This window comes from Bartonella sp. B12(2025), assembly GCF_053795135.1.
This window is the reverse complement of sequence record NZ_CP200031.1, coordinates 119380-144771: the sequence shown is the minus strand read 5'-3', so window position 1 is coordinate 144771 and position 25392 is coordinate 119380. Positions and strand designations below refer to the sequence as shown.

The 25392-nt window shown below is 40.0% G+C and carries 20 protein-coding genes and 1 pseudogene; 15 read left to right on the top strand and 6 right to left on the bottom strand.

What is annotated here, in order from left to right; all coding sequences use genetic code 11:
• Positions 1-85: 85 nt before the first annotated feature.
• From metK to truB, 8 genes and pseudogenes are all read left to right on the top strand, one after another.
• The gene (gene metK / locus V3564_RS00590) at positions 86-1354 is read left to right on the top strand and encodes a methionine adenosyltransferase (protein ID WP_455480930.1); all 1269 of its coding nucleotides are present in this window, start codon (positions 86-88) and stop codon (positions 1352-1354) included.
• Positions 1351-2052, top strand: a complete 702-nt coding sequence (locus V3564_RS00585; RefSeq protein WP_455480929.1) for a tRNA (guanine(46)-N(7))-methyltransferase TrmB — start codon at positions 1351-1353, stop codon at positions 2050-2052. Before metK ends, V3564_RS00585 begins: the two co-directional genes overlap by 4 nt.
• A gap of 151 nt (positions 2053-2203) precedes the next feature.
• Entirely contained in the window at positions 2204-2830 is a 627-nt protein-coding gene (rimP, locus tag V3564_RS00580) for a ribosome maturation factor RimP (RefSeq protein ID WP_455480928.1), read from the top strand.
• A gap of 48 nt (positions 2831-2878) precedes the next feature.
• Entirely contained in the window at positions 2879-4510 is a 1632-nt protein-coding gene (gene nusA, locus V3564_RS00575; RefSeq protein WP_455480927.1) for a transcription termination factor NusA, read from the top strand.
• Positions 4511-5146 (top strand): RNA-binding protein, encoded by a 636-nt coding sequence (locus V3564_RS00570; protein WP_455480926.1) that lies wholly within the window; start codon positions 4511-4513, stop codon positions 5144-5146.
• The gene (gene infB / locus V3564_RS00565; protein ID WP_455480925.1) at positions 5143-7662 is read left to right on the top strand and encodes a translation initiation factor IF-2; all 2520 of its coding nucleotides are present in this window, start codon (positions 5143-5145) and stop codon (positions 7660-7662) included. The genes V3564_RS00570 and infB overlap by 4 nt, the downstream gene beginning before the upstream one ends.
• Before the next feature lie 130 nt (positions 7663-7792).
• Positions 7793-8203, top strand: a pseudogene (gene rbfA, locus V3564_RS00560) (30S ribosome-binding factor RbfA); the annotation flags it as partial.
• Between the two features lie 3 nt (positions 8204-8206).
• On the top strand, positions 8207-9169 hold the full coding sequence (truB, locus tag V3564_RS00555) for a tRNA pseudouridine(55) synthase TruB (protein ID WP_455480924.1): 963 nt from the start codon (positions 8207-8209) through the stop codon (positions 9167-9169).
• 99 nt (positions 9170-9268) lie between these two features.
• Here the strand turns inward: truB and V3564_RS00550 are convergent, their stop codons facing one another.
• A complete protein-coding gene (locus V3564_RS00550; RefSeq protein WP_455480923.1) occupies positions 9269-10897 on the bottom strand; it encodes an MFS transporter in 1629 nt (542 codons plus the stop codon).
• Between the two features lie 318 nt (positions 10898-11215).
• Between V3564_RS00550 and rpsO the strand changes: the two genes are divergently transcribed.
• The 3 genes from rpsO (at position 11216) to V3564_RS00535 (ending at position 14937) form a co-directional block, all read left to right on the top strand.
• Entirely contained in the window at positions 11216-11485 is a 270-nt protein-coding gene (gene rpsO, locus V3564_RS00545; RefSeq protein ID WP_455480922.1) for a 30S ribosomal protein S15, read from the top strand.
• Positions 11486-11733: 248 nt separating this feature from the next.
• Positions 11734-13869 (top strand): polyribonucleotide nucleotidyltransferase, encoded by a 2136-nt coding sequence (pnp, locus tag V3564_RS00540; RefSeq protein WP_455480921.1) that lies wholly within the window; start codon positions 11734-11736, stop codon positions 13867-13869.
• Between the two features lie 69 nt (positions 13870-13938).
• Positions 13939-14937: a class I SAM-dependent methyltransferase gene (locus V3564_RS00535; RefSeq protein WP_455481488.1), complete on the top strand. Its 999-nt coding sequence runs from the start codon at positions 13939-13941 to the stop codon at positions 14935-14937.
• Positions 14938-14956: 19 nt separating this feature from the next.
• On the opposite strand, the gene hslU is transcribed toward V3564_RS00535, so the two are convergent.
• Both hslU and hslV read right to left on the bottom strand, forming a co-directional pair.
• Positions 14957-16267, bottom strand: a complete 1311-nt coding sequence (gene hslU / locus V3564_RS00530; RefSeq protein ID WP_455480920.1) for an ATP-dependent protease ATPase subunit HslU — start codon at positions 16265-16267, stop codon at positions 14957-14959.
• On the bottom strand, positions 16268-16849 hold the full coding sequence (gene hslV / locus V3564_RS00525; protein WP_455480919.1) for an ATP-dependent protease subunit HslV: 582 nt from the start codon (positions 16847-16849) through the stop codon (positions 16268-16270).
• 199 nt (positions 16850-17048) lie between these two features.
• On the opposite strand from hslV, the gene V3564_RS00520 reads away from it, so the two are divergent.
• The 4 genes from V3564_RS00520 (at position 17049) to V3564_RS00505 (ending at position 21568) form a co-directional block, all read left to right on the top strand.
• Positions 17049-18038 carry an asparaginase gene (locus V3564_RS00520; protein ID WP_455480918.1) on the top strand — a complete coding sequence of 330 codons (990 nt, stop codon included), beginning with the start codon at positions 17049-17051 and terminating at the stop codon, positions 18036-18038.
• 174 nt (positions 18039-18212) lie between these two features.
• The gene (gene coaA / locus V3564_RS00515) at positions 18213-19157 is read left to right on the top strand and encodes a type I pantothenate kinase (RefSeq protein ID WP_455481487.1); all 945 of its coding nucleotides are present in this window, start codon (positions 18213-18215) and stop codon (positions 19155-19157) included.
• 13 nt (positions 19158-19170) lie between these two features.
• The gene (locus V3564_RS00510) at positions 19171-20538 is read left to right on the top strand and encodes a leucyl aminopeptidase family protein (protein WP_455480917.1); all 1368 of its coding nucleotides are present in this window, start codon (positions 19171-19173) and stop codon (positions 20536-20538) included.
• A 166-nt stretch (positions 20539-20704) separates the two neighbouring features.
• Entirely contained in the window at positions 20705-21568 is an 864-nt protein-coding gene (locus V3564_RS00505) for a C40 family peptidase (protein WP_455480916.1), read from the top strand.
• A gap of 680 nt (positions 21569-22248) precedes the next feature.
• Here the strand turns inward: V3564_RS00505 and mutT are convergent.
• The 3 genes from mutT to V3564_RS00490 all read right to left on the bottom strand — a co-directional run bounded on the left by mutT (position 22249) and on the right by V3564_RS00490 (position 25121).
• The gene (gene mutT / locus V3564_RS00500) at positions 22249-22662 is read right to left on the bottom strand and encodes an 8-oxo-dGTP diphosphatase MutT (protein ID WP_455480915.1); all 414 of its coding nucleotides are present in this window, start codon (positions 22660-22662) and stop codon (positions 22249-22251) included.
• A 135-nt stretch (positions 22663-22797) separates the two neighbouring features.
• Positions 22798-24036 carry a bifunctional glutamate N-acetyltransferase/amino-acid acetyltransferase ArgJ gene (gene argJ / locus V3564_RS00495; protein ID WP_455480914.1) on the bottom strand — a complete coding sequence of 413 codons (1239 nt, stop codon included), beginning with the start codon at positions 24034-24036 and terminating at the stop codon, positions 22798-22800.
• 131 nt (positions 24037-24167) lie between these two features.
• Complete coding sequence (locus tag V3564_RS00490) at positions 24168-25121, bottom strand: peptidylprolyl isomerase (RefSeq protein WP_455480913.1); 954 nt, start codon at positions 25119-25121, stop codon at positions 24168-24170.
• Positions 25122-25392: the final 271 nt, after the last annotated feature.

Genomic DNA, 25392 nt, shown 5'->3' with positions numbered 1-25392 from the left:
GACGATTTGGCACGGGATTGGCAAATAGGAACAGCTTTAATAGACAATTAATAAACTGTTGGTTTTCTTTTTTGAAGGAGTTCCTATGCCGCATCAAGATTATCTTTTTACGAGTGAATCGGTATCGGAAGGGCACCCTGACAAAATTTGCGATCGTATTTCCGATGAAATCGTTGATATGATTTATAAAGAAGCTCAAAAAACCGGTACTGATCCCTGGTTAGTGCGAATCGCTTGTGAGACCTTAGTAAGTGTCAATCGTGTCGTTATCGCTGGTGAGGTGCGTGTTCCCGATACACTCTTAAAAAGAAATAAAAATAGAGAATTTGTCTACGATAAAACTGGCTCCCCACTCATTAATCCCACTCGTTTTCGTGCAGTAGCACGCCGTGCTATTCGTGCAATTGGTTATGAACAAGTAGGCTTTCATTGGAAAACTGTTAAAATTGATGTTCTTCTACGTCCTCAATCAACTGACATTGCACGCGGAGTTGATAACGCTACGGATCGGCATGGTGAAGAAGGAGCAGGTGATCAGGGTATTATGTTTGGATATGCTTGCCGTGAAACACCCGATCTCATGCCTGCACCAATTTATTATGCACATAAAATTCTTAAACTTCTTGCAGCAGCTCGCCATAAAAAGGAAGGAGATACTGGAAAATTAGGACCAGATGCCAAAAGCCAAGTAACAATACGGTATAAAAATGGAAAGCCTATAGAGGTAACATCCATTGTTCTTTCGACGCAACATTTAGATGAAAGTTGGGATTCCAATACGGTACGTGCAGTGGTTGAGCCTTATATTCGTCAAGCTTTACATGATATTCCCATTTCTGCTCAATGCAGTTGGTATATTAATCCAACAGGAAAATTTGTCATCGGTGGCCCTCAAAGCGATGCCGGATTAACGGGGCGCAAAATTATCGTTGACACTTATGGAGGCGCAGCACCCCATGGGGGAGGAGCTTTTTCAGGCAAAGATACAACAAAAGTTGATCGTTCTGCAGCTTATGCTGCACGCTATCTAGCTAAGAATATTGTTGCAGCTGATTTAGCGGAACGGTGCACCATTCAACTCTCCTACGCAATTGGCATTGCACAACCTTTATCCATTTATCTTAATCTCCATGGAACAGGAAAAGTCGATGAAAAAATTCTTGAAGTAGCTATCCGAAAAATAATGGATCTTTCACCGACGGGCATTCGAAAACATCTTGACCTCAATAAACCTATTTATAAAAAAACAGCCGCCTATGGTCATTTTGGACGTAAACCCAAACGTGATGGTTCGTTTTCATGGGAAAAAACTGATCTGATTAAAACACTTCAAACAATGATTAAATTACCATGATTGACCATAACGCACGTACGCGTAAAGCCTTTTTTGGTCGCAGACAAGGAAAGCGGCTACGAAACAGTCAGCTTGCACGTATAAAAACGCTTCTCCCAACTCTTAACATTGATTTAAATACCCTTCCACCCTTAGATTTAACATCGTTATTTCCCAGTAAAGTGAGAGAAGTCCGACTTGAAATTGGTTTTGGTGGAGGTGAACATTTGCTTCATGAAATGGAACATTTTCCACAAACTGGTTTTATTGGCGTAGAACCCTTTATTAATGGCATGGCAAAAATGCTAATGTCTCTTGAGCAGCATAAACAGCATCAAAGCCATATTCGCTTTTATAATGATGATGCCATACACCTCCTTGATTGGCTCCCAAATGCATCACTTGATGGAATAGACCTTTTCTATCCTGATCCGTGGCCTAAAAAGAAACATTGGAAACGACGTTTCATCAACATAAAAAATCTTGACCGCTTTGCTCGCATTCTTAAAACAGGAAAAAAATTCCGCTTTGTCAGTGATATAGACAGTTATGTAAACTGGACTCTATACCATTGTGCACAACACAGTAGCTTTGAGTGGACAGCAGAAAGCCCTGAAGACTGGAAAAACCCTTACCCGATATGGATAGGTACCCGCTATGAAACAAAAGCTTTACACGAAGGACGAACACCTGCCTATCTTACCTTTATAAAAAAATAAACGATGAAACACTTTTCTTACAAACAACTTGAAAAATTTTGAATTTAAGAGTATCAATAACTAAATTCTTGGTCTTATGATGAGGAGTGGGCCTTCGGACCCGCTCTTTTTTAACGTCATAAAGCTGACGAAAACGACTTGGATAAAATGTATGAACGAAGCTGAAAAAATAAGCGATCTTGACGAACCACGTCTGTTTGAAGAAGACGGCATCGAAGCACGCGTTGCCGCTCTTGTCATACCGTTGCTTAAACCTTTAGGTTTTCGTTTAGTTCGTATAAGACTTCTTGGTCTAAATGGTTTAACACTTCAGGTTATGATTGAACGAGCTGATGGCTCTATAACCGTAGAAGATTGCGAAACTATTAGTCGAACTATTTCCCCCCTTCTTGATGTGCAAAATGTTATTGAACGCAAATATCATTTAGAAATTTCATCTCCTGGAATTGATCGTCCACTGGTAAGAAAATCTGACTTTTTTCATTGGCAAGGGCATATTGCAAAAATTGAAACCAAAATAACAATTGATGGACGCCGAAAATTTCGTGGAACACTTACAAATATCACGCAAGATGGATTTACTTTAAACACCGATAAAGCCGCTTATGGAGAAGCCATGTATACCTCTATTCTCTTTTGTGATATCATAAATGCGCATTTGGTGCTTACTGATGAACTTATTCGCGACGCGTTGAAAAAAAATAAAAATTTAAATCAACAATTAATTCCGGAAGATAATCCTAATGTCTCAAAAGAGATGCCAAATTACAAGAATTAACATCACTGGGATAATGCCTATCGTGTGGCACAAAGAAGGAGAAAGTTGATGGCTACAAGCGCTAACAGGCTTGAAATTCTGCAAATTGCAGATGCTGTTGCACGTGAAAAGTCAATTGACCGTGAAATTGTCATTTCTGCGATGGCCGATGCTATTCAGAAAGCGGCGCGTTCTCGTTATGGTCAAGAAACCAATATCCGTGCCGAAATAAACTCCAAAACAGGTGAAATTAAATTACAACGCCTGCTTAAAATTGTTGATGTGGTTGAAGATTATACAAGTGAAATTACTTTGTCCGATGCACTCAAACGCCAAACAGATGCAAAAATTGGTGATTTCTTTTCTGATCTTTTACCTCCTATGGACTTTGGACGTATCGCGGCACAATCTGCTAAACAGGTTATTGTACAAAAGGTACGTGATGCAGAACGTGATCAACAATACGAAGAATTTAAAAATAAAATTGGTGAAATTATTTCTGGTACAGTAAAACGTGTGGAATATGGCAATGTTATCGTTGATCTTGGCCGTGGTGAAGCTATCGTGCGCCGTGATGAGTTAATTCCCCGTGAATCTTTCCGCTATGGAGACCGTATTCGTGCCTTTGTCAATGATGTGCACCGTGAATCACGCGGTCCGCAAATTTTTCTTTCACGCACACATCCTCAATTTATGGTGAAGCTTTTTACCATGGAAGTGCCAGAAATCTATGATGGTATTATAGAAATTAAATCCGTTGCTCGTGACCCGGGTTCACGTGCTAAAATTGCTGTTGTCTCACGAGATGGTTCCATTGATCCTGTTGGAGCGTGTGTTGGAATGCGAGGAAGCCGCGTACAGGCTGTTGTTGCAGAATTGCAAGGTGAAAAAATTGATATTATTCCTTGGTCCCCTGATGCTGCGACATTTATCGTCAATGCACTGCAACCCGCTGAAGTTTCCAAAGTTGTTCTCGATGAAGATGCAGAACGTATTGAAGTCGTCGTACCTGATGACCAACTCAGTCTTGCTATTGGCCGGCGTGGACAAAATGTTCGTTTAGCCTCACAATTAACGGGATGGAATATTGATATCTTAACAGAACAGGAAGAATCTGAAAATCGTCAAAAAGAATTTACTGAACGTAGTAAACTGTTTATGGAATCCTTAGATGTTGACGAAATGATCGGGCAGGTTATGGCATCAGAAGGCTTTTCTTCCATTGAGGAAATCGCCTATATTGATCTCGAAGAAATCGCTTCCATTGATGGTTTTGATCATGAGACTGCTGCTGAAATCCAAAGCCGTGCACGTGAATATCTCGAACATAAAGAAAAAGAACTCGATGAAAAGCGCAAAAAACTTGGTGTTTCTGATGAATTGCGAACACTTCCTGGAATGACAAGTGCTATGTTGGTTGCTGTTGGCGAAGATGGCGTGAAAACAATAGAAGACTTTGCTGGCTATGCAGTCGATGATTTGGCTGGTTGGAGAGAGCGTAAAGAAGGTCAAACACAGAATTTTTCTGGTATCCTGACCCCATTTGATATTACGCGTGCTGATGCAGAAGCTATGGTTTTAGCCGCACGTGTGCAAGCAGGCTGGATAGACCAAGCTGATCTTGTTACAGAAACTTCCGCAGAAAGTGAAAACTCTGCAAAAGGTGAAAAAATAGATAATTTGAACGTGGATGCACTTTAAATGAATGAACGGACCTGCATTGTAACAAGAAGAAATGCTGCAGCAAAAACGCTGATTCGTTTTGTTGTTGGTCCCAATAATCAAATTATCCCTGATCTTAAATCCAGTTTGCCTGGGCGTGGCGTTTGGATTTCTGCTCACTATTCTGCTATTGAAGCAGCGATAAAACGGAAAGCTTTTAACAAAAGTTTTAAAACAGATGTTGAGGTTGCACCAAATCTTGCGCATATTGTTGATACACTTTTGCTAAAAGCCGCTCTTGGAAGCCTCTCCATGGCGCGAAAAGCAGGTGCTATTGTCATGGGGGCAACAAAAGTTGATGCAGCTATCCGCTCTGGGCAAGTCATTCTTGTACTTCATGCCAAAGAAACCACAGAAGATGGAAAGCGAAAGATCGCCCAAGCCATCCATACAATACAACAACAAACAAATCGGGATATAAAAACCATATCTTTATTTACAAGAGATGAAATGCGGATGGCTTTTGGCGCTAATCCTGTAATGCATGCGGCCTTATTGGATACCAAAGCTGCTGAAGGATTTCTTAAAACGATATACAAACTGCTCGCCTATCGTGATGGCAAGCACAGCAAGCCTGGTGAGATGACGGCACAAGTCGTGAAGGAAGTACAATGAGTGAAAATAATAACGACAAAATAACAGTCAAGAGGACACTAACCCTAAAGCGGTCAGTTCTAGAAACAAGTGCAGTCAAACAAAATTTTAGCCATGGACGCACAAAGGCTGTGGTTGTCGAAACCAAACGACGCAAAATTACACGACCTGATGAAAAAGCTGAAATACAACAGCCAATTACAAAACCACATGTAGCTCCCCAACGCTCTAAATCACGTTTCGAAGAAACAAAGCCGAGTGAGCCTGTCGCTAAAAGCAATCTCTCATCCGCTGAAATGGAAGCGAGATTTCGCGCGTTAGAAGAGGCACATATCCAAGAAAAAATAACGCGCGAACAAGCTGCAGAAGAAGCAAAACGCGCAAAAGAACGTGAAGAAAGTTTGCGGCAGTCAATTCAAGAAACAGAAATACATAAAAAAGAAGAAAGTCCACCACAGACTCCATCTACTCCCTCTGCTCACACACTCATGGAACCGATAGATATCCCTATCACGCCTAAAAATGCAACTGTAATTGAAAAACGCAAAGCGGATGGCAATAAAGAAGACGATCGACATAACCGACGCGCTAACCCTGCTAAATCAGAAGTGCGTGCACCCAAAGTTGTAAAAGGTGCTGACGAACGGCGCCGTGGAAAGCTAACCCTCAATAGCGCTCTGGATGAAGAAGGTGGCTCACGTGGGCGCTCAATGGCTGCAATGCGTCGCAGACAGGAGAAATTTAAACGTGCACAACAACAAGAGCCAAGGGAAAAAATTTCTCGCGAGGTTGTTCTTCCTGAAACCATTACCATTCAAGAACTTGCGCAGCGTATGACTGAGCGTTCTGTTGATGTGATTAAATTTCTTATGAAACAGGGACAAATGATGAAACCGGGCGATGTTATTGATGCGGATGTTGCTGAGCTCATCGCCGTTGAATTTGGTCACACTGTTAAACGTGTTTTAGAATCTGACATAGAAGAAGGCATCTTTAATATAGCTGATAATCCTAAAAAAATGCGGCAGCGTCCACCTGTCGTAACAATTATGGGCCATGTTGACCACGGAAAAACTTCTCTTCTCGATGCTATTCGAAAAGCGAATGTTGTTTCTGGGGAAACGGGAGGTATTACACAGCATATTGGTGCTTATCAAGTGGAGCAAAACGGTCAAAAGATTACCTTTATTGATACACCTGGACATGCCGCCTTCACGGCTATGCGTGCTCGTGGAGCGCGTGTTACGGATATTGCCGTTCTAGTTGTAGCTGCTGATGATAGTGTCATGCCGCAAACGATTGAATCAATCAATCATGCTAAGGCTGCTGGAGTGCCAATTATTGTTGCTATCAACAAAATTGATAAACCAGCTGCTGATGCGCAAAAAGTGCGTACAGAACTTTTACAACACGAAGTGTTTGTTGAAAGCATGGGTGGAGAAACTTTGGAAGTCGAAGTTTCTGCTAAAACCGGTCAAAATCTTGATAAACTTCTCGAAGCTATTCTCCTTCAAGCTGAAATTCTTGATCTAAAAGCAGATCCCAAACGAACAGCAGAAGGCGTTGTTATTGAAGCTAAACTGGATCGGGGTCGTGGATCTGTTGCAACCGTTCTTGTTCAAAAAGGTACATTGCATCCTTCTGATATTATTGTTGCTGGTAATGAATGGGGTCGTGTGCGTGCCTTGATTGACGACCATGGTCGTCATATAAAAGAAGCAGTTCCCTCTACACCCATTGAAATTTTGGGCATGCAAGGAACACCACAAGCTGGTGACCGTTTTGCTGTTGTCACCCATGAAGCAAAAGCACGGGAAATTTCTGAATATCGTCAGCGATTAGCACGTGATAAAGCTGTAGCCCGGCAAACTGGTTCTCGTGGTTCTCTTGAACAGATGATGACTAAATTACAAACCACTGGCATCAAAGAATTTCCTCTTATTATTAAAGGAGACGTACAAGGGTCAATTGAAGCAATCGCTTCAGCATTAGAAAAGTTAGGGAATGAAGAAGTGCGTGCGCGGATTGTGCACTCTGGCGCTGGAGGTATCACTGAAAGTGATATTTCTCTTGCTGAAGCTTCCAACTCTGCCGTGATTGGCTTTAATGTTCGAGCCAACAAACAAGCGCGCACCTCCGCTAAAACACAAGGAATTGAGATTCGCTATTATAATATCATCTATGATCTTGTTGACGATATAAAAGCTGCTATGTCAGGATTACTCTCACCAGAGCAGCGTGAAACTTTCCTCGGCAATGCTGAAATTCTAGAAGTCTTTAACATTACAAAAATCGGAAAAGTCGCTGGATGTCGCGTAACAGAAGGTAAAATAGAACGGGGAGCTGGTATCCGCCTTATTCGCGATAATATTGTCATTCACGAAGGAAAACTTAAAACACTTAAGCGCTTCAAGGATGAAGTCAATGAAATACAAAGTGGTCAAGAATGTGGAATAGCATTTGAAAACTATGAAGATATGCGCGCAGGAGACATTATTGAAACCTTCCGCATCGAGCATATTAATCGCACATTATAATATAAAATAATCCAATGACTTTATTCTCTGTAAAATGAGAAAAGTTATTGGATTTTATGCGCAATATCTCTGTTCTTTCTTAATCTTTTAAGCCAGTTAAAAGAAGAGTAATTGTAACAAGGATGAAACTTCAATGAAAAATGCAATGCCATCACAACGACAACTAAGGGTAGGAGAACAAGTACGCCACGCAGTAGCTCATGTGCTACAGGGCGGTATTTTACTCGATGATGTCCTAAAAAATATGGTAATTTCTATCTCTGAAGTACGCATGTCCCCAGATTTAAAAATTGCCACCTGCTTTGTTTCTCCTCTCAGCACTCTTAAGAACGCATCTCATGTTGATGTCGTTGATATCCTCAGTAAACATAGCCGTTTTATCCGTGGAAAAATCAGTCATACGTTGCGGCAGATGAAATATATGCCTGAACTGCGTTTTCGACTTGATAACAGTTTTGATAATTTTTCAAAAATTGATGCCCTGCTTCGCTCACCTGAAGTAGCACGTGATCTTTACCATAGTGATAAACTTGAGGACTAAAATATGGCACGGCAACGCAAAAAAAAAGGCCGTTCTGTTTCTGGATGGGTAATATTTGATAAGCCAAAAGGGATGGGATCAACAGAAGCTGTTTCACAAATCAAACGGCTTTTTCATGCACAAAAAGCAGGGCATGCGGGAACGCTTGATCCTCTTGCTTCTGGTCTTCTGCCAATTGCATTGGGAGAAGCAACCAAAACCGTTTCCTACGTTATGCAAAACACAAAAACCTATCGTTTTCACATTGCTTGGGGAGAAGAACGCTCAACAGACGATCTAGAGGGTGAAATAACTAAAACATCTCTCAAACGTCCAACACAAGAAGAAATACTTGCTCTTCTTCCTCAATATACAGGTGTTATTTTGCAAACACCTCCACAGTTTTCGGCAATTAAAATTTCTGGTAACCGCGCCTATAATCTTGCACGTGAAGGTGAGAATGTTAAAATTCCGCCGCGCCAAGTGAAAATAGAAACTTTTAAATTAATAGAAACTGCTACCAAAGAACGCTCTATCTTTGAAATAACATGCGGAAAAGGAACCTATGTACGTTCCTTAGCACGTGATATGGGACGTGATCTCGGTTGTTATGGGCATATTGCTGATTTAAGGCGTATCGCAGTGGCACCTTTTTGTGAAGATGATCTCATCACATGGGATACGCTAAAAGCGATAGGACTAGATAAAAATGTAACAAATGAAAATGGAGCCCCTTCCAAAAGAAACTTTTCCACACTTGATGCACTTTTAATTGAAACAGGTGCTGCATTGGATTGCCTCTCTCATTACACCCTTAGCAACGAAACCCAAGCACAGCGAGTTATGATGGGCAATTCTGTGTCCCTCTATGATCGCAATGCACCTATTGATGAAGATGAAGTTTGTGTCGTCTACAAAGGCCAACTTCTTGCTATAGGCACTCTTGACAAAAGCCAATTTAAACCAAAGCGGATTTTCACAATTTAACCGCTTTTTCTCATAACAATCTCTTGCAGAGAGATATTTTCCCATGTCCATGAAAAATGAAGCTCTTCTTATTGTACTCTACACCTAACCCTGTTACCATCAAGGTAATTGGTCAGTAGAAGGCTTTAAATGCATCTCATTGGCATGTGGTATTGTCTGCCGCTCAATCATACGGTGTACTCTTATGCCATTTGGCATACGATTTAAGTGACGCAAAAGCTTATTCACCTCTGCATCTGCTTTTATGCGACGGTGATTATGGCGCAAATAATCTACCCATGTTGGCATATGATACGCTTCCGTCCAATATTCAGGTCTTTCAAGATCACGTAAAAGAACCCATTGACGAGCACCATCACGTAAGCGAATATGACGACGACGTGTCATCACTTTGAGAAATTCTTCGAGATCACTTTCATGAATTTGGTAATCAATCATAATCATGATCGGACCGCTTCGTGCTTTTAGATCGAGTAAAAGCTCTGGCTCTCTGAAATGGTCTAGCGGATCAAAGTCTATCTGGAGAATTTCCTGAATTCTAAATTTCACCCCTGCAAGAGCTCCAAAAACCAAGAATAGAGAACAAATACTCAAAGCAACTGTTGGAGAATAAGCATCAGCTAGAACACCCCAAACTGCACTTCCAATAGCCATTCCCCCATAAGACGCCGTTTGATAAAGTGCCAAAGCACGTGCAACAACCCAGCGTGGTGTAGAAAGCTGTACAGATGTATTAAACAGGGATAACACCAAAACCCAACATAAACCTGCAGGAAATAAGATAATATGGCTTACAATTAGCGAACGACTCATTGCCAAAAAAAAGCAAGAAAAAGCAAAACCAATAAATGCACTCGCAACAATTGTCTCTGAACGAAAATAATGCCGTACAGATGAATTAATGATACCAGCTGCCATCGCCCCTAAACCAAAACAACCGAGCAATGTACCATAAAGAAGTGCACTTCCCCCGAGAATTCTATGCACAACAATTGGCAAAAGTGCTAAAATTGAAATCGCTCCAATACCAAAAAGGAACGCCCTAACCATAATATTAAGAAGATTAGGAGACATCGCGACATAACGCAAACCATCTGATACAGCTCCTAAAAGTCTTTCTCGTGGCAACGTGTTATTTTCATAGCTTGTTTTCCAGAAAAACAAAGCACCAATTAAAGGAATGTAACTTATCGCATTAAACAAAAAAGCTGCAGCTGCACCCAGAGTAGCAATGACAGCACCACCAATAGCGGGACCTATACTACGCATCAAATTAAAGCCGACACTATTCAAACTGACAGCAGCAGGAATATTCTCCCTGCTGACAATGTCTCCTATTGTTGCCTGCCAAGAAGGATTATAAAAGGCAGTTCCACACCCAATCAAAAACGTAGAACATAATAAAAGCCAAGGTGTTAGAAAGCCCACATAGGATAAAACAGCCAAACTAATTGATATAACCATCATCATAATCTGTGCACACAACATAATTTTGCGGCGATTAAAATTGTCAGCTAATGCTCCTGCCATCAAAGAAAACATAACAAGTGGTAATGTTGTAGCGCTTTGAACAAACCCAACCATGGAATGCGAAGAACTAATCAATGCCATTAACCACCCTGCTCCTACAGCCTGTATGAGCCCCCCTAAATTAGAAATGAGAGTGGACGACCATAAGTTTCGAAATACCGAATTACGAAAAAGTTCTAATGTTGAAGTGTTCTGCATCTTTTGTCTCCAAATCGGCATTTTATCGCTTTTATTACCATACACACACTATATAAAGCAGCAATTTTTGTATCAAAAGGATGCATAATTCTTTAAAAATTTCTCATAAAATATTGTTAAAATCAATGTTCCAAGATAAAACCATTTTGAAAGAAGATCTTCAAAATGGTTTCAAGGGCTAGCATTTTAACCTTCTTTACTATATAAATGCAAAAATAAGTAAGAGTCTTCAACTCTTTTTATACCATCACAGACCCTTGCTGGACGACATCTCGGCTATGGGTGACTTTTTTCTTCGTTTCTTGAAAGGATAACACGATGTCGATTACAGTTGAACGTAAACGAGCTCTTGTTGCAGAATACGCAAATAAAGCTGGTGATACAGGATCACCAGAAGTGCAGGTTGCTGTGCTTTCTGAACGTATTTCTAATTTGACTAACCATTTTAAATCTCACAAAAAAGATAACCATTCTCGTCGTGGTCTTTTGAAGATGGTATCTCAACGCCGTCGTCTTCTTGATTACCTTAAAGAAATTGACCAAAATCGTTATCAGACACTTATCAGAAAGTTAGGTTTGCGTCGCTAAAAGAAAAATGGGTGGGTTGTGTTTCTACAAAAACCACCCATTTTTTTTCAGCTTGCTGCCTTTAGTTAAAAACTTTAAAAAACTGAAACATAATCATAATGAGGCAGGGTTATTAGTTTCTTCGCGTTTAGGTTGCGTCTTACTCTTCTCTTCTCGCAAAAAGACAGAAGTGTCTTTTTACCCTGTCCATAGCTTTACAATATGCTACGCAAAACCAAAATGTGAGCACCGGTCATTAAGGATAAAAAATGTTCGAAACGCACAAGATAGAAATTGAGTGGGCTGGTCGGCCGCTCACCATTGAAACAGGGAAAATAGCGCGTCAAGCTGATGGTGCAGTGGTTGCTACCTACGGAGAAACCATTGTCTTAGCAACCGTTGTATCGGCAAGAAGTCCAAAACCAGACCAAGACTTTTTTCCACTCACCGTTAACTATCAAGAAAAATCTTATGCTGTTGGTAGAATACCTGGTGGTTATCTAAAACGTGAAAGCCGACCCACAGAAAATGAAACATTGATTTCACGTTTGATTGATCGTCCAATTCGCCCCCTCTTCGCTGACGGTTATAAAAATGATACGCAAGTTATTGTTTCCGTTATACAGCATGATCTCGAAAATAATCCCGATATCCTTGCGATGATTGCATCTTCTGCTGCATTAACCTTATCAGGTGTTCCTTTCATGGGTCCCATTGCTGGTGCCCGTGTCGGCTACTGTAACGGACAATATGTTCTCAATCCTCATATCGATGAAATGCCCGAATCAAAACTTGATCTTGTTGTTGCCGGAACGGAAAGTGCTGTGTTGATGGTTGAATCAGAAGCACAAGAATTACCAGAGGATATCATGTTGGGTGCCGTGATGTTTGGGCACAAAGGCTTTCAACCTGTCCTTGATGCCATCATCAAACTTGCCGAAGTTGCTGCAAAAGATCCACGTGATTTTGTTCCTGAAGATCTCTCTGATCTCGAAACGACTATGCTGGAAATGGCCGAACAGGATATACGAAAGGCCTACACAATTGCCGATAAACAAGAACGTTACGCTGCGATTGATGCACTAAAAACAGAAGTCATCAATAAGCTTATGCCAGAAACAGAAGAAGACTGTAAATTTAGCGCAGATCAAATTGCAACCGTTTTCAAACAGCTGCAAGCAAAAATTGTTCGTTGGAACATTCTTGATACGGAAAAGCGTATTGATGGGCGTAACCTTTCAACAGTACGTTCCATCCAATCAGAAGTTGGTATTTTACCCCGCACACATGGCTCAGCACTCTTTACCCGTGGAGAAACACAAGCAATTGTCGTTGCAACACTAGGAACCGGTGAAGATGAACAATATGTTGACTCCTTAACAGGTATGTATAAAGAAACGTTTCTCCTTCATTACAATTTTCCGCCATTTTCAGTGGGTGAAGTGGGGCGTCTTGGCTCTCCTGGCCGCCGCGAAATTGGACATGGTAAATTGGCGTGGCGCGCTATTCACCCTATGTTGCCAACCAAGGAATCTTTTCCTTATACTATTCGTGCTGTCTCAGAAATTACTGAATCCAATGGATCTTCTTCCATGGCAACTGTTTGTGGTACTTCACTTGCTCTAATGGATGCCGGTGTTCCTTTAGCACGCCCCATCGCAGGTATTGCCATGGGCTTGATTAAGGAAGGTGACCGTTTTGCTATTCTGTCTGATATTTTAGGAGATGAAGATCATCTTGGAGACATGGATTTTAAAGTAGCAGGAACAGAAAATGGTATTACCGCCTTGCAAATGGATATCAAAATTGATGGTATTACCGAAGAAATTATGAAAATCGCACTTGAACAAGCCAAAGATGGTCGAATCCACATCCTTAACGAAATGGCCAAAGCTTTAACCAGTGCACGTGCTGAGCTCAGCGAATTTTCTCCACGCATTGAAGTTATGAACATTTCTGTTGATAAAATTCGCGATGTTATCGGCTCTGGCGGTAAAGTTATTCGAGAAATCGTTGAACAAACTGGAGCAAAAATCAATATTGAAGATGATGGGACAATTAAAATTGCTTCTACTGATGCTAAAACCATTGAAGCAGCAAAACGTTGGATCCATTCCATTGTTGATGAACCTGAAGTTGGTGCCATCTACCAAGGAACAGTTGTAAAAACGGCAGAGTTCGGCGCATTTGTAAACTTCTTTGGCTCACGTGATGGGCTCGTTCATATCTCTCAACTCGCGTCAGAGCGCGTTACAAAAACAACAGATGTTGTTAAAGAAGGCGATAAAGTTTGGGTTAAATTAATGGGCTTTGATGAACGTGGTAAAGTTCGACTATCAATGAAAATCGTCAACCAACAAACCGGTGAAGAAATTACCGGTGATAGGCCGATAAAAGAAAAGTAATCTTCCTCCTTGTCATGAAATAAAATGCCATCCTTATCGGAATGGCATTTTTCTTTGAAAGAACCACATGTGTTGCTGTTTTTACCTTTTGAAAAACATGGCCTCCCTCCTCCCAGTCCAAGCCAATCTTGGTTGAGTTTTGGTTTAATAGAAATCCCTGCTCCAAAATGGGTGCAAAACTTAAAAGTTATAACGCCTTGGCGATCAGAGTTTTTAAAATTTACCAATGCTCAGTTTCACTGCTCTCCCCAAATAGATAAGGCTTTCACCTATGACGGTGCATTTTTGCACTTAAGCAAATATCGTGGTTTCAATCAAAATTGTTTTCTTGATTTGTTAGAATGTGTTAAACCTGGTGGATGGATTATTATCGGTGGAAATAAAATCGCCGGTGCTGCCTCAATGATGAAATGGGTAAAAACGTTTGTTCCCATCACTGATAAATTATCAAAAAACCATGGGCTAGTATTTTGGCTTCAAGTTCCAAAACGAATAGAGAAACAAAATATTGCGCAGTTACGCTCACCACCACTCAATTTTGAAAATAAATTTCAAACTTCTCCTGGCATGTTCTCACATGGTCGTATTGATCCGGGATCTGCCGCGCTTGCTCTGCATATGCACAAAGTTATTTCTGGAAAAACTGCCGATTTTGGCGCTGGCTGGGGTTTTCTTTCTTATGCTGCACTTGAAAGAAGTGAAAAACTAACAGCTCTCGACCTCTATGAAGCTGATTACAATGCTTTAGAAGCAGCCAAACAGCACCTCAAACGCATAACGGCTTCTTGTCCGGTTCATTTTTATTGGCATGATCTTGTACATGAACCGATCACTGATCTGTATGATACAATCATTTCAAACCCACCGTTTCACACGCAACAAACTACAGATGTTTCATTAGGACAGCATTTTATTATAAATGCTGCAAAATACCTAAAGCCAGGCGGCAATTTTCTTCTTGTTGCTAACCGCCACCTGCCTTATGAAACATTGTTAAAAAATATTTTTCGTACGGTATCTATACACGAAAAAGCCCATGGTTTCAAAGTTATCGAAGCACGCCGATAGACGAAAACAAGCGATAGCTCTAAAGAATAAAACGTGAAAGATCAATATCAGCAGCAAGCTCACCTATAGATTGCCTGACATAAGCCGCGTCAACTTTAAACGATGTTCCAGCTTTATCAGGTGCAGTAAAAGAAATCTCATCCAAAACGCGCTCCATCACTGTTTGCAAACGACGTGCCCCTATATTTTCAATCCTTGCATTTAAATCCACAGCAATATCCGCTAAAGCATCAATTGCATCATCGGTAATTTCTAAGTGAACCTCCTCTGTTGCCATTAAAGCAATATATTGCTTAATCAGGCTAGCTTCAGGTTCAGTCAAAATACGTCGTAAATCTTCCCTTGTTAGAGCATTTAGCTCCACGCGAATGGGCAAACGTCCTTGAAGTTCTGGCAATAAATCAGATGGCTTGGAAACATGAAATGCACCTGACGCAATAAAAAGAATATGATCTGTTTTGATTTGACCATATTTTGTAGAAATTGTTGTCCCTTCAACCAAAGGCAAAAGATCCCGCTGAACTCCCTCACGCGAAACTGCAGCGCTTGCTCCACCATCTCGGGTTGCAATTTTATCAATCTCATCGATAAAAACAATTCCTTCATTTTCAGCAACACGGAGCGCTTCTTGAACAATTTGATCTTGGTCAAGAAGCTTTTCAGACTCATCATCAATGAGGGGCTTAAAAGCATCTTTTACTGTCGTTTTGCGAACCTTTGTACGACTCCCCATTTTGCCAAAAATATCTGATAAATTCATAATTCCCATTTGCGCACCAGGCATACCAGGAATATCAAAGGTTGAAGCGCTATTGCTGTTATTATCGGCTACTTCAATTTCAATCTCTTTCTCATCTAATTCACCTTCGCGCAATTTTTTGCGAAAACTATCACGGGTAGCAGGACTTGCTGTCTTACCAACAAGGGCATCTAAAACACGCTCTTCAGCATTAACATGAGCTTTTACTTTAACTTCATCCCGTTTTTTTTCACGCACGAGAGAAATGGCAACCTCAACGAGATCACGAACAATTTGCTCAACATCACGTCCCACGTAACCAACTTCCGTAAATTTAGTCGCCTCCACTTTAACAAAAGGTGCTCCAGCAAGTTTTGCTAATCGACGCGCTATACCTGTTTTACCAACACCTGTTGGTCCTATCATCAAAATATTTTTTGGCATAACCTCTTCACGCATTGAACCATCAAGCTGTTGTCTACGCCACCGATTACGCAGCGCGATAGCAACAGAACGTTTGGCATCATTTTGACCAATAATAAAACGATCAAGTTCGGAAACAGTCTCACGAGGGGAAAATACAACACACATTCAAATAGCTTTCTCTAAAGAAGATAATTCTGTACCCAATGTTTCAATTGTAAAATGATCATTGGTGTAAACACAAATTTTAGCGGCAATATCTATAGCTTTACGGGCAACGGCTTCTGCATCCAAATCCATATCCATAAGTGCCCGAGCAGCCGAAAGAGCAAAATTTCCTCCAGAACCAATTGCCATAACCCCGTCTTCTGGTTCTAAGACATCACCAAGCCCTGTTAAAGCTAAAGTTACTTTCTTATCAGCCACAAGCATCATTGCTTCAAGACGACGTAAATAGCGGTCTGTTCGCCAGTCTTTTGCAAGTTCTACACACGCACGCATGAGCTGATCAGGATATTGCTCAAGCTTCATTTCCAATCTTTCCAGCAAAGTGAAAGCATCTGCTGTAGCACCTGCAAAACCAGCGATAACCTCTCCACCCTTTCCAAGACGACGCACTTTGCGTGCATTGCCTTTCACAATCGTCTGTCCAAGTGAAACCTGACCATCCCCGGCCATCACTACTTTGCCACCTTTTCGTACAGTAACAATAGTCGTACCATACATTATACCTGGCTTATGTTCTGTCATAAGGAAACTCCTTAATATTGATTTCTTTTCATCAAATGTAAAATCCAATCATTATTGCCTTTATTTAAGAACATATACTGCAAAACACAATGATGAGCACAATTCAATTTGCTAAATAAAAAAATGATATCATTGTTATCAATGCAAATTGTTGCTAAATAGCTTTTGTAAACTGTTTACGTCTTTCAAAGGAAGAATTATGAAAAAAATAGCAATAGGAACATTAGGAGGAACAATTGCAATGGCTGCTGACAGTTTTGGACAAATGCAACCGACATTAACCTCTGATATTCTTATCAAAAGTGTTCCTGACTTAAATAACGTTGCTAATATTCATGCGCAAACACTGACACAATTACCGAGTGGGTCTTTATCTTTTAAAATTCTTTTTAAAGTAATAGAGTGGGCAACGCAACAAATAGAGGCTGGCGCAGAAGGTGTTGTTTTAACCCAAGGCACTGATACTCTGGAAGAGACAGCTTTTTTTCTTTCCCTTTATTGGGATAAAGTGGAACCGCTCATTATAACTGGTGCTATGCGTACACCCTGTGAAGCAGGTGCTGATGGACCGGCTAACGTTTTAGCAGCAACTCGCGTCGCTGTTCACCCACAAAGTCGAAACAGAGGCGTTTTAGTTGTAATCAATGATACCATTCACTCACCTTATTGGGTTCAGAAAAGCCATACCGTCAAAATTGAGACATTTCAGTCAGGTTTAGTAGGTATTTTAGGCAGTATTTTGGAAGGAAAACTGATTTATTTTAATGATCGAAATTTTTTCCCGGCAACATTTACTCTTCCCAAAAACTATGATCACCAAGTCGCACTCCTATACTCCTCTTTATCCTCTGATACACAATTAATGAAACTCTGCCTTGAAAGTGGGCAATATTCTGGACTTGTCATTGCCGGCTTCGGATCAGGACACTGCAGTTTTGAAGAAGCCGAAATAGTGCGACAATATGCACAAAAAGTACCAATTATTATCGCTAGCCGTACCTACACTGGTTCAACAACTCGCACAACTTATGGCTATAAAGGTTCAGAAGTCGATATGATTGCCTCTGGTGCTCTCATGTCTGGTTATCTATCCGCTGTAAAAGCACGTCTGCTTTTATGGACTTTTTTAGCACAAGGACTATCATTGGCACAAATCAATACACACTGGAATGACTGGACTATAAGTTAACGAAAGATTGTCTATTATTTTAAAAAAGGGACACGCAAAATAAAATTCATTTGAATACAAAACAACCCACTTGTCTAACCTTAATCGATTACTGCAGCAAAAAAATTCTCGACTAATAACATGATTGATACAGCTCCCTCAAAAATTGATCAAGAAGACAACCTAGTCAAATCCATTTCTCATCAATATTCACCTTATCGTGTCTTTACTGCACAAGAATGGTCCCAATTTCGTGCGGATACACCGCTTACTTTGACGTTTGATGAAATTAAACGTTTACGCTCAATTGATGATCCAATTAATCTTGAAGAAGTACAACGCATTTATCTGTCCTTATCGCGTCTGTTATCATGCCATGTTGAAGCAGTACAGGAACTTTTTCACAAGCGTCAACAATTTTTACATCAAGAAGGAACCAAGAAAACTCCTTTCATCATTGGGATTGCTGGCTCTGTTGCTGTAGGAAAATCAACTACCGCTCGTATTCTTCAAGAACTTTTGAAACGTTGGACATCTAGTCTTAAAGTTGATTTGATTACAACTGATGGTTTTCTCTATCCTAACGCTGTTTTACAGCAAAAAAATCGTATGCATCGTAAAGGATTTCCTGATTCCTATGACATTAAGAAATTACTTTGCTTTCTTTCTGCTATGAAAGCCGGTATTGGTAATGTGAGTGCCCCACTTTATTCGCATTTGACCTATGATGTTCTGGAAAATCAAACAATTATCATTGATCGTCCCGATATCTTAATTGTTGAAGGAATTAATGTGTTACAGGTCAGTGACCTTCCTAAGGATGGAAAAATCATTCCTTTCGTTTCAGACTTTTTTGATTTCTCAATCTATGTAGATGCTGAAACAGAAGTAATTCGTCGCTGGTACTTGGAACGCTTTAAACGTTTACGTAAAACAGCTTTTCAAAATCCTGAATCTTACTTTCACCGTTATGCACAACTCAATGAAAAGGAGGCTTCAAAAATCGCTGAGAACCTTTGGCAAACGATTAATTTTAAAAATTTACAAGAAAATATATTGCCAACACGACTACGGTCTAACCTCATTCTACGAAAAGGAAAAAACCATTTGGTCGAATATGTTGCACTTCGACGACTATAAGGATTTCATAATTATGCATTTACATCACATTCACTTTACCTCAACACGTGTCGATAATAGCTGTCCTATCCTCTTGGTAGACCAAAAAAATCTTGCGGATTTAACTCTTGATCCATCAACAATAGCATGGATGAAAGTTAATGATTTCACTGGAAAAGCAGGACAAACATTATTCATTCCTCACGAAACGGGGCATTTAAAAAAAGTTTTATTTGGACTTGGCAATGGTGATGAACCTTTTATTACAGGGCTTCTTGCTAAAAAGCTTCCTGCTGGACATTGGCATTTAGAAGGCACAGCCTCCCATGAAATAAATAGCTATCTTGGATTGGCATTTGGAAGTTATCAATTCAACCGCTATCATAAAAACTCTTCCTCCCAATCGTTATCGATCCATGTTAACGATACGGTTGATCTCGATGAGCTTCAACGAATTTATGAAACCATCTTTTTTGTTCGTGATCTCATCAATATTCCAGCCAATGATATGAATCCTGATACTCTCGAAAAAGAAGCACGCCAATTGGGGAAAACCTACGGTGCTCATGTCCAAAGCATCTATGGAGATGATCTCTTAACACATAATTTTCCGATGATCCATGCCGTAGGACGAGCAAGCAGCACTGCACCACGGCTAATTGAGTTACTATGGGGGCAAGAAAATCACCCTAAAATAACGTTGGTTGGCAAAGGTGTAACCTTCGATACTGGAGGCCTTAATATTAAATCAGCCAATAACATGTTGCTCATGAAAAAAGACATGGGAGGTAGTGCACATGTTTTGGGATTGGCTAAACTTATCATGGATGCCAAATTACCCTTTCGTCTACGTGTGTTGATTCCAGCCGTTGAAAATGCGATTTCTGCCAATGCTTATAGACCAGGCGATATTCTCCAAAGTCGTAAAGGTTTAAATATTGAAGTTGGTAATACAGATGCTGAAGGTCGGCTTGTCCTTGCTGATGCACTCGCCTATGGTGATGAAGAAAGTCCACAATTTATGCTTTGTATGGCTACTTTAACAGGAGCGGCCCATATAGCATTAGGGCCAGATCTTCCCGCATTTTATTGTAATGATTCAATATGGGCACAACAAATTTCTCAATCTGCCCATTCTGTTTCCGATCCTCTTTGGCAAATGCCACTTTGGAATCCCTATAAGGAAATGTTATCATCACCAATTGCTGATCTTAACAATGTAAGTGGAAGTAGCTTTGCTGGCTCTATAGTCGCTGCTTTATTTCTTAACTCTTTTGTTGAAAACGCTGAACATTTTGCGCATTTTGATCTTTATGGGTGGGTTCAAAAAGAAAAACCAGGCTATCCTGTCGGTGGTTCTGCACAAGCTATTCGTGCTCTTTATAACCTCTTTAAAAATTAAGACTGACACAAAATATCCACAAAGATGGACAATTCTGTAATTTTAAGAGAGATTGCTTACCCTCTTAAATTGTGCTCTGTGCTTTATTTGAGGGTAAAACATCTTACCAATGCAGTTTTATAAGTCTGCTTAAAGGCAAAAAGCTCAAAAAGTGGAAGGTAAATAGATGGTCTCTAAAGATCCAAGGTTATATGCATTCAGAAATGATTTAGCAGATCAACGTCTTGAAACAGAAATTGCAGCTCAACGCTTTGTTCAAGGTGAAAAAAAGCGCGTTAATACAGCTGTCGCTGGGCTTTTTAAAGAGAACAATAAAAAAAGCGAAAGACAAACAGAGTGCTTATTAGGAGAAGAACTTCTCATCTTTGAACAAGGGGAAACAATGTCGTGGGGTCAATCACTCAAAGATGGTTATGTCGGTTATATTGATACAACAGTTCTTTGTACATCAACCGTGAAACAAACGCATGTCGTTTCAGTACCACGCACCTTTCAATATTTACAAGCTGACTTGCGCAGTCCAATGGAATGCTCCTTATCCATGGGAAGCAAAGTAAGTGTTGTTGATGAAATTGAAGTTCGTGGCACAATGTATTCTATACTTGAAAATAGAAAAGCAATCATTACCCATCATCTCAGTCCCATTGGGCGTGTATACGAAGATTACGTTACAGTTGCCGAAGCTTTTGTTCACACGCCTTACCTCTGGGGTGGTATCAGTGGTTTCGGAATTGATTGCTCGGGGCTGGTTCAGCTCTCCATGATAATGACCGACCAAATGGTTTTACGCGATACTGACATGCAGCAAAAAACTATAGGTAAACAACTTACAGACAGTGATACTCTTCAAAGAGGTGACTTGATTTTTTGGAAAGGCCATGTTGCCATTATGATTGATCATGAAAATATCATTCATGCAAATGGCTTCTCGATGGATGTTATGATCGAACCCTTAGAAGAAGCGATTACGCGTATTGCTAAAAAACATCAATATCCCATAGAAAAACGCCGCCCAATTCAGGGAATGTAATACGTGCTTTTATATGGGTACAGCTAACAAATACTTCCGGTGTTATATTCTTCCGTGAGTCTATTTTGAAACCTTAAAAATAACGATATGGATTGTAGCTAGCTACAAGTCATATATGAATGAAAAACATTTTCACAAGCTTATTTATATAGAATGGGATTAATCACTCGGTCTTTTCTTAAGGCTCATATTTAGCATCCATTTAAAAATCTTTACCGACATTCATGCGTTCTGGATAGTGTGATAACTTATCAACCGGTTTACTGAATAGCTTTCATTAAAGCAGGTATTTTATAGGCAGCATACTGATTTTAAAATATAAATTAGTATTAGACAATTCAAATCAGAAAAACTATTCAATGAGTGATTGATGTATTGGCTTTAGAAGAGGATTAAATCACAAAGATAAAAGCTATTGCTAGACTTCACCATTTTTTTCGTTCAACTTCAAAGCTTTCAGAAACATTCAAAGTAAAAGCGTTTAAAATAATGAAGCAATACAACATCAAGAGAGAATAACCCACTATAAAAATGGTCATTTATGCTTATAACACAACTTATTATCGTATAAATACATCACAATGATAGTAATCACACACACACAAAATTTTCTTGACTATCAATGCCTTATAAAACAGACATTCCTTATCTGTAAGCGATATTTTCTTCTCATAAACCTACTAAAGAAGAAATTTTTTCAATACCTGAACTAATGGCTTGTCAGCATCCGGCATAGGATATTTATCAAGATCATCAATAAAAACCCATTTTAAATTTTGACCCTCTCGTCCTTGCGCAATGCCCTCATAATGGTAACAAATATACAAAGGCATTAAGAGATGAAATGTTTCATAGCCATGACTTGCAAATGTTAAAGGTAATAAATCACTTGGCTGAACATGAACACCAAGTTCTTCCTCTAACTCACGAATCAATGATGCCTCTGGAGTCTCACCTTGCTCAACTTTTCCACCAGGAAACTCCCATAAACCAGCCATTGATTTTCCTTGAGGACGTTCTGTAAGCAAAACACGATTATTTTTATCTAACAACGCGCATGCAACAACAAGAAGAAGTGAACTTTTTATACGCATACCATCCTCCACTAGGGATAATAAAATAATCGTCTCTTCTATAATACCCCCCTACTCTAACATGGAAAAATTAAGACACCCAGCTCTCTCCGAGAAAATATACAGATACTCAATGTCAAGTTTATGGTACATCAGTTAGCTTCTGTAATCACCGTTGATCATAACGTATTCCTTCGTTAAATCGCAAGACCAAACTGTCGCCTTACCGCTTCCTAGACCAATATCAACGCGAATTGTGATGTGTTTCCCTTGCATATAAGCGCCTATTGTCTCTTCACAATACTCAGGATCTCGTTCGCCATTGATTGCCAAACGGTGTTCACCAAACCAAATCGTTAATAGATCACGGTCTACTTCAACACCTGCCTTACCAACTGCCATAACCACCCGTCCCCAGTTAGCATCTTCACCAGCAATAGCTGTTTTTACAAGTGGTGAGTTTGCAATTGATAGGGCAATAATCTTCGCAGCATTGTCTGTTGTGGCACCAGTCACATTAACCTCAATTAAATGACGTGCACCCTCACCATCACAAACAACTTGTAATGCAAGATCACGCAGAAGCGCACTCAATTGCCTCAAAAATACCTCATAACGTGGATCAGCTTTACATGTAAGGCAGGAAAAACCTGCCTTCGCTTTTCCTGTTGCAAACATCATAAGTGTGTCTGATGTTGAGGTATCGCTATCGACAGTAATCGAATTGAAAGACTCCTGGACCGCCTCAGATAACATAGATTGAAGTATATCCGGAGAAATTCTTGCATCGCTTACGACAAAAGATAGCATCGTTGCCATATCCGGTGCAATCATACCAGCGCCTTTTGCAATTCCATTAATGATAACAGTCTCTCCCCCACAATCAAATCTGCGCGTAGCAAGTTTTGGAAATGTATCAGTCGTCATAATGGCTTTTGCAGCCTCCAACCAATTCTCTTCTTTTGCGGTCTCCGCCATGCTTGGTAAAAGATTTACAATACCCGATGCATCCATTGGCTCACCAATAACACCCGTAGAAGCTATAAAAATTTCATTTTCTCTAACCTTTAAAGCACTCGCTGCTGCGCGCGTGATTTCATTTGTTGTGTGCTTTCCTTTGCGTCCCGTAAAAGCATTTGCATTCCCAGAGTTAACAACAACACCCCTAGCAATCCCATGAGGCAGCGATGCGCGGCAATGCTCTACAGATGCAGACGGGCATTTTGAACGCGTAAAAACACCTGCCACACTTGCTGGCTCATCGAATACGATGAAAAGAAGATCTGTACGACCTTTATATTTAATCCCAACTTCAGCTGTTGCTATCCGCACACCAAATAATGGCGGAAGTTCCTGTATGTTTTGGGGAGACAAAGGAGATATTTTAAAAGCCACAATATGCTTTCCATAAAAACAGGTAAAATGATTGCAGATGAATAACCTCTAATAAACAAATGCTAGGCTTTTTGAACAGAATCAATCTATCAAAACACCCAGCAAATATATTATCTGCTTCTTCTTCCTCACTATTCCGTGTCTTCTTCATCGGATGTTTCATCCGGAAACGATATTCCATTTTGATTAAGCGATTGCATGAGCTTCATAACATTAGGATCAGGATATTTTACATCTACCTTGCTGCGCAAATCAACAATCAGTTTTTGGTAGCGCTCTTTTATCAATTGTGTACGCAACATTTCTTTAATATCATCAAATGCAGGAGGTTGTTTCACACGACGGTCTTCTACCTTAATAATATGCCAACCAAAAGGACTTTCAACAGGCTTTTTAGTGTATTCACCAACCTTTAGGCCAAATGCAGCATCTTCGAAAGGCTTGACCATCTGACCATGGCTAAAATAACCAAGATCGCCCCCAACAGGAGCGGAACCATCTGTTGAACTCTTTTTTGCAATCTCTTCAAAGTTTTCCCCTTTATTTAAACGCTTAATAACAGCTTCTGCTTCTTTTTTTGTTTTGACCAAAATATGACGCGCTTTAACCTCATCCTCTTTGGGTAAAGCAGCAACTTCTTTATTGTAAAGGGCTTCCAAATCAGCATCCGAAATCTTATCAACAACCATCTGTTTAAAATAAAGCTGCTGAAGAACATTTTCACGCATAACTGCCATACGTTTATCGTAAGCTTCGGTCTTATCGATGCTCTCCTTAATTGCTGCTTTAGCAAGTGCCTGCATATCCAAGTAAGCTTTTAAAACCATTATACGACGTTGCTCATCAGGAAAACGCGCTAAATTAGGATTTATTTCTAGCGCTAACTCATCCAATTGCCCTACTGTAATATTCTTCCCATCAATAACTGCCATGACATGAGAGGGAGGAACTGTTTTTTCAGAAGCTTTTTCCAAAGTCTTTAAATCACTCGATGTAGAATTCAAACCTTCTCGGGCCATCACCCCTAAACTCGTATTCGCCAATAAAGCTGACGCCAAAAACAGCGTGATAAAGTTAAATTTCATAAATATACTCCTTAAAAATGAAGGCAGACAAGATTCTAATTTTCTTTACCATAACACTTTAATCTCTAAATATAGATAAATAAATCAGTAATTTTATTTTAAAAGCATAAACTTATCCTTTTATCTCAGTTTATCCCACCTTATATGCTAATAGAAAACAATGATAAGATGGAAAAATGACATATCGTATCCTAAATTACTTTGTATTATGTCGATTAAACAGCATTACTAAAGTTGACACAGTGCACTTAGCCCCTTATCTCTACTTCAT